Raw genomic sequence first — 6,719 nt, forward strand, 5'->3', positions numbered from 1 at the left:
CGTTTCTCTGGCCAGCGCTGAGACCAACGCGTTTTCCGGCGGCATCATGCGACGCACCAGCGCTTCTTTTCTTTCTGCTGAGTAGGCTTTCACTCACCCTGATTTTACCGCCCCCGGACCATGTCTATAAGATTCAGATAACACGACAAGTAGTCTGACGCCGGGGGATATTGCCCGGCTCAACTGAAGGTCCGATAGTGTAACGGGGATTGTGTTGGCCTCATCGACAAGGGTAACCAGCTGTTCCAAACGGGAGTTTTTTATAAAACTTTCCCACAGTGCATCTTCCTCCGCTACGCCAGAAACGACGGCCTGCTTGCGCCGCGGCGCACCGTCCGTAATATCGCCATAGACAATCTTGCTGAACGGAAGGATTTCACCACTTGACACATAAGCTTGTGTGATCGCAGCTTTCCAGTTGAACCTGCCACGTTTGTCGGGAGAGGGAACTGAAAATCTGAAGCAACCTCGTGGTTTCCCAGCCTGATGCGCCAATACATCGAGTATGCCCGCTATCGTGTCGAATAGGGTCGACTTTCCCACACGGGCAGGTCCTATGACAACGATCAGGAGATCTCTGGAACGTCCGTTAATCGCATTCAAAATGGTCTGCAAGATCTTAAAAAACTTGGGATGCAGACACACCCATGCGTTGAGGTCCTCGATTGCTTCGATAACAGCCGGAGGTGTAAGTTTCAGTTGCGCCGCTATCGCCGCATAGTCAGGTTTCTTCAAGAGACTCCTCCACTTGGATTGCATCCTAGAAAGACAATCGAGAAGGCGTAACGCTGATTTCGTCGTCATCTTCGCCTGACCTATCGGACTGGTCAGCGCTGCTGCCCTTTCCCCCCGCGTCCACGGTTCCGGCCTCCGCGTCGCTGCCAGCCTTGTCACCGGCTGGCACAGTCGCCCCGAGTGGTGCTGCCGCTCCATCGCCTCGGTCCGGCCGGCCAATGCCAGCCGATTCCAAGCACTCCCCGGCCGTGGAACCGGACATATCGCCGTCCATTGCATCTGCTTCAACGTCAGGCGGCACATTGCATTGGTTGCGTGTATCTGGCGCAGTCATGAGAAGAGCCGACGCCCTGTTCGAAAACTGTTCAAATTTCTGGGCGAGCTCATCCCTGCGTGCTGGATCACGTTCCCGTTCGACGACAGTTTTCGCGAGCACTCTGGCTTTGACGACGGGGTTGTTGACGCCCCTCAGCTTCCCACGCTTGAGTTCGGCGATGACGCCAAGCAGTTCGCGTCTGGAATAATCCTCAAAAATATCCGCGTAAGTACTTTTCGCGTCTATCCACCCAACCGCAGCGCTCACATATACGTAAACGAACCCGGGATGGATCAGATCAGGGTGAACGGCGACTCTCTGCCGGCGGAATCGCTTCAGATCTTCAGAAAAATATGCCAGGTTATCGACTTCGACATACCCTTCGTCGCTAATCGTGCGCATCCCGCCACCCGAAGCTGGTGGCGAGCAAATGCGCCGGACTGAGAGATTGAGATTGATCGGCGTTCTGTAGCCCACACCGACTTCTGCCTTTCGGCGCGCGACGTAGTCCTTCACGGGCTCATCGCCGGTCCGAGCCGATCCCACCTCCTGTTCCACCTCGTCGAATACACCCGTGAAGAATGCGGTCAATTCAGTAAGAGTCATGAGTTCCGGATTACGCGCAATGAAGGTTCGCGAGTATTGATACAGGCTTTTCACCGCCACGGTGTTGCCCGCAAGCATCTGCAATGACTGAACGGTGATCTTGTTGTTTGCTGCCTCAACCGGAGCACCGTAGCGGGGTTGATAGGGAGGACGCCAGAGCAGATTTGCTCTCCCAAGCCGCAGAATGCTGTGCATCACAAGTGAATCGAATTCCGGTGCATTGTCGACAACGATGAATGTTGGCAGACACCCGTGCCTGCGAATGCATTCAAACAAGACCGTCATGACCGAGCGCGCGCTCGGCGCGCCAAACGAAATCGTCCAGGCGAGCTTCGCTCCCGTCGCTTCGTCGATCATTGCCGAGAGCCAAATCTGGCCCTTAATGAGTCGTCGATTGACCGAATTCTCGATCTTGATTGGTAAAGGCGTGTGATCGATATGTGCAAAGTAAACCGGCACCGTCGTCTGATAGAGACGGTTGGCCGTACCGGGCTTAGCGAATCCCGCAATGGCATAACGAGCTGCACGCCCATCCCTGGCTTCGACGAAGACGCTCAGATCGCATTCCCTATCGCGAGCCTTCGCAGTGGTATATGAAAAAACCGGCAAACCGCGCGTCTCTGCCCGCACCACGAACTCACCGTGCGTAGCACGAAGGGTCATCCGTTTCGTAAGGCGGCATTCCAGATATACCTCATCCCAAAGCTGCTCGCTCTCCGGATACCTCTTCGCCCTGAAGCCTCGTCCGTCCCATCGGGGGATGAGCCCGAATATCGCGCTGTCGTACAGCAACTCCCCCCGTTCCGCCTGGGACTGCCAAAGGGCCTTCGTCGCCGGAGGTATGAGCTTACCTACGCGCTTAGGGCCGCTTCCGGGCCACCAACTTGAAACCCGCTCAGAGAGCGTCTGCAACTTACGCTCGGCAAACTCCCATGCTTCGCGTGACACGAGCTGCATGAAATCCGGTTCACCGCTCGGTTTCGCGTCCCCCGACGCGTCTTTTCCCGTCGTATCCAATGAGAGAAAACCGTCGGTCGCTGCCCTTGCCGCCTTGAATGATTCATGCGCGATCTGATCCCTGAAAATTGCGGAAGAACGCATGTCCGTCACGTCCTGCGAATGCAGTGGGAAGTATACACGGCGAGTGACGATCAAATAGTTGAGGTCATCCGCGCAGACCAACTGGAGGTCAATCAGATCGCGACGAAACATGAATCCCCTGTCCTTTACCATCGCCACCACAGTCTCGCAGGCTGTGGGATCCATTACCTTGTAATCAGGCTGGTGATAGCGGCTGAGTATTCCTATGTTGTGCAGATACCAGTGGCCAAAGTGCTTTTCAGTCAGTACCCGGTACCGGAGGCCGGTTGGTGACAAGCGCTCTGTGATGGCAGGACTTGTCCAGTGTCCGTGATCGACTTCCACGTAAAGCGCACTTCCGCGCTCGACGCTCCTTTTCAGCTTTGAGGTTGGGAAAATATCGGCAAATCCGGACCAGAGCTCACCGACGTGAAATACAAATGGCCTGAATATGTCAACCTGCGTACGAGAGCCATTTTTGACGCTGTAACGAAGCCCCCCAAATTCGGTCGGCCAGCCACGGTATACGAGACATTTTGAGGAAGGATCATCGAGTTCCTGCAGCAGCGCTGATTGCAGGGTGAAGTGGTTGAGCCGGATCGAAATGCCGGTGGAGGGACAGACGTAATCGCCTCGTACGCCCCCAGGCTGAATGCGTGGCTTTGGCTCCAGAGGTTCCCCTTCCAAGATCGCGTGCACGAGCTCGATACCCTGCTCGGTTACCAGCTGGTTTTGTAGCAACGCATCGATCTGGTCGAAGTCAATTCCGCCCACCATGCCCCCCATCGACGACGTGTGGCAGCCCTGCACGCTTCAAGGGCCTATTCGTCCCTGAAGGCAAAGACCCACTGCATGTGCAACTTCACGGTCGCAAGGATACGCTCAATCCACAAAATACATGGATTTAATAAGGATCACGAACTACACGCCATTTGCCTATCCCACTGACGACGCCACATAGCCGCCTTTCCCTCATCGTTTCCCGCGAAAGCCTGGCGACCCGGACCGCGTCAACCATCTGGTAGATGCTGCAGCCTATCTTTCCCCGCGCCGTAGATCAACGCGCGTCATCCTTGGACCAAGGCTCTGTCGCAATGCTTTACCACCCGAACTCACCGGTCATAAAGGCGACGTAATCGGTCTGCATGTTCTTCACGAACGACGCGGCCATGCCATTGCTCTGCAGCGCCCAGACTCGGCGATAACCATAAGTCGGCTACCCGGTCACCGCTTCATGAACTTTGGCAACCAAGCTGTCGGCGTCCATCTGCTGTCCACGACTACAGCCCTGCCAGCGCGGCGAACGTTCGATCGCTGCTACGGAGTGCGCTTCGCCAAGAACTTCACAGACGGTCTTCAATAGTCCTCATCCGCAGCAAGGGCGGGCGCACCATCAGATTTTCTGCGCACCCCCGTTCCACGGCTTCCCGGAGAATTTGGTTTTCCATAGTCATCTTGCCCAAGATTCGTTGCAGTCCCCTGATTTCCTCTATCGCGGCAGCGAGCTCTGACGCACGTACAACGGCTTCACCAGCCTTCACTGCCGTGAGGCCGCCTTCCTCGTACTGCCTGCGCCACGCGAATACCTGTTTCGCGTTCACTGAGTACCTCCACGCGACGCCCGACACCGTCTCTCCCGGTGCGAACGTATCCTGCACAATTGCAAGCTTTTCTTCGACTGAGGGCCGTCGGCGATGCCCCTGTTCGATCAGAATCTCAAAACTTTCGAGGTTAGACGTAGGCGCGAATTTGGTCACGAGGCTACCTCTTTTTTGTAGAATTTCCTGATGTCGTGAGATTCAGGGGGCGGCTCCGGCACTCATTTAGTTACAGCCGCTTCACGACACGAATTCGATTGCATAATGCAGGCACAAGCGGGTCACTGGGTCTGTTATCAACGTCGACTGGACGCGCCGGCCGTTGCTGCACATCCCCAACTCGGAGACCTCGACCAAGACAGCGGCAAAGCAGGCATAGACAGGTATCACCCCACGCCCTTGCCCCTGATGCATCGCGTGTCGCTCCGTGAGAAGCGCCAAGCCTTTATCGGCTTGCGGACGCTCCATTTGCCTGAACTTTGTCGCCAGCCTTTGTCTCCGCAACCACCCCACTCTCTGCGACGAGCCAAATGGCGGGCGTTCCCGCACACGCGTCGACACCGAACCCACAACACCGCGATTGTTTCTTCGGCTGTCCATGTTCACCTCCTGCGCGATGCACCCGTCATCCGTCGAACGCAGTGTATTCGCGGGTGCGACGATTTCAAGCCTTGCTTTGGGCTGCCATTCATCCCATGCCGGACAGTTTGATAACAAACATCTATGACCAAGAAATGGTTTTTTGTTAATGGTTCGACGCACAAATGCTGAAAATGTCTTCGATCCGTTGAAATTTCAACACACACTGGATGCGATGGTTGGCATCCCTCACCCACATCAGCTGCGGTGTGCGTCAGATGCTTTGCTCTTCACGCACGATCTCGAATGCACGACGCAGAAGAAAACTCGTGGAAGCCAGACTGGGCGGCCTTGAGCACCTTTCGCGTAGTGCCGCATTCCAGCCTGTCCGGGGATCGTGCTTGAGCGTTCCTGTCGGAGGCTTGCCGTTGGTGTCGCAGGCTGATGTCCAGGCGCGCTGCCGCGTCGCTCTGGTTGCCCACGAGCCCAGAACAGAAACTATATATCGGATAACTAATTAAAAAAAAACGACGAAAAATGTACGACATAGATAACGCAAAATGAGTGGAGAACGCCGTTTTTGCCCCTCAAAAAATTTGGCATTTTTTTCGCAACGGTGGGAGTAAATTTATGTGAATACTTAATTTCAGCAAAAATAGCCGCCGGGATGGCAGTCGCCGTGTCAGCCAAATGAGCCGTCAAGCCACTCGTCTGTTGTGGACGCGCGTCAGGAGGCGACCGGTGCACGGCTTGCGCGCCTCAGAGACAGCTCCGGACTGCGGTCGAGTAGACGGGCCCTCATTTGCCCGACTAAGGCAGCCCGGCTGTCCGCCTAGACGCGACTTCTGGACCTTCACTGCCCCGCCCTGACGACGACGCGGACCGGTGCCGCACAGAACTCGTTCACCAAGTCATCGATTCACGATGGCGGGCTGTACCACGGCACACGCACTGAATCGCTGCGCAGTGCCGGCAGCAGCGGAAAAGCATTCGGGCCGGTGGATAGGCCAGTATGTAGATCGTCAACTACCTTGGCCGCGGCCACTGGGCTGACAGTCGTCGGACAACGGGGACTCGCGACGATCGGCTATCGGATAAGTCGACGTTGAAAGCCTCACGATCCTCTCCGAGGCGGCGACAACGCCTAGGACACGCGACCGCGGTCCGGCTAGGTTCAGGTGCCCTGCCGGCCGTGTTGGGTCCGACCGCGATAACGCCGCTTATCGCGGCGAGCCCCCCACCCTCGCCGGACCCGCCGCGGTCGAGGCTCCCCGTCCCCGCTTTCGTTGCGCCGCCCCGCAAGGCCCCAACCGGCCGCGACGCCGCCGGCCGGGTGCGTGGCGCGGTCGGGGCGCCCCAGGCGTGCATAGAATTGAATCAGGGTTTATACTTAAGCCGTCTCCTCCGTGTCTCCACATGGATTCCGGCCCGCCGCGCGCGGGCCTTTTTTTTGGGGGCGCCGGTACGTAGGGACGACGCGGGTATCTCGCTTTTCTCCGGACTGATCAGGCGGGCGCCGGACCCACTGCCGCCCGTCGCGACGCGAGAGGTCAGACGCCGGGCATCAGAGTCCGGCAGTCACCCGGTACTCCCGCTCAATGACAAAAAATTCGGCCTTAGCCGACATTGAGGCCGGTTGCGTTTAACGTCAGGAGCCAGGCAGATTGCTGACCTTGGCGATGTCGCACGGCAGGACTGCAACTGTTAAGGCTTGTTCGACGCCTGCCCTTGTGTGCCGACGCGTGAGCGCACGACGACGCATGCGGGCAGGCGTTGGACAAGCCTCGAGGGAGGAAACCGCGGAG

2 protein-coding genes and 1 pseudogene are annotated in these 6,719 nt (G+C 57.2%); all 3 read right to left on the reverse strand.

The window, feature by feature from the left end:
- Positions 1–93 precede the first annotated feature (93 nt).
- Positions 94–735 carry a hypothetical protein gene (locus tag HWY30_RS40195; RefSeq protein ID WP_143037279.1) on the reverse strand — a complete coding sequence of 214 codons (642 nt, stop codon included), beginning with the start codon at positions 733–735 and terminating at the stop codon, positions 94–96.
- A gap of 25 nt (positions 736–760) precedes the next feature.
- Positions 761–3,514, reverse strand: a complete 2,754-nt coding sequence (locus HWY30_RS40200; protein WP_167368759.1) for an integrase catalytic domain-containing protein — start codon at positions 3,512–3,514, stop codon at positions 761–763.
- A gap of 593 nt (positions 3,515–4,107) precedes the next feature.
- A pseudogene (locus HWY30_RS40205) lies at positions 4,108–4,452 on the reverse strand (transposase); the annotation flags it as partial.
- Positions 4,453–6,719 lie beyond the last annotated feature (2,267 nt).

This window comes from Paraburkholderia tuberum STM678, assembly GCF_902833905.1.
GTDB classification, from domain to species: domain Bacteria; phylum Pseudomonadota; class Gammaproteobacteria; order Burkholderiales; family Burkholderiaceae; genus Paraburkholderia; species Paraburkholderia tuberum.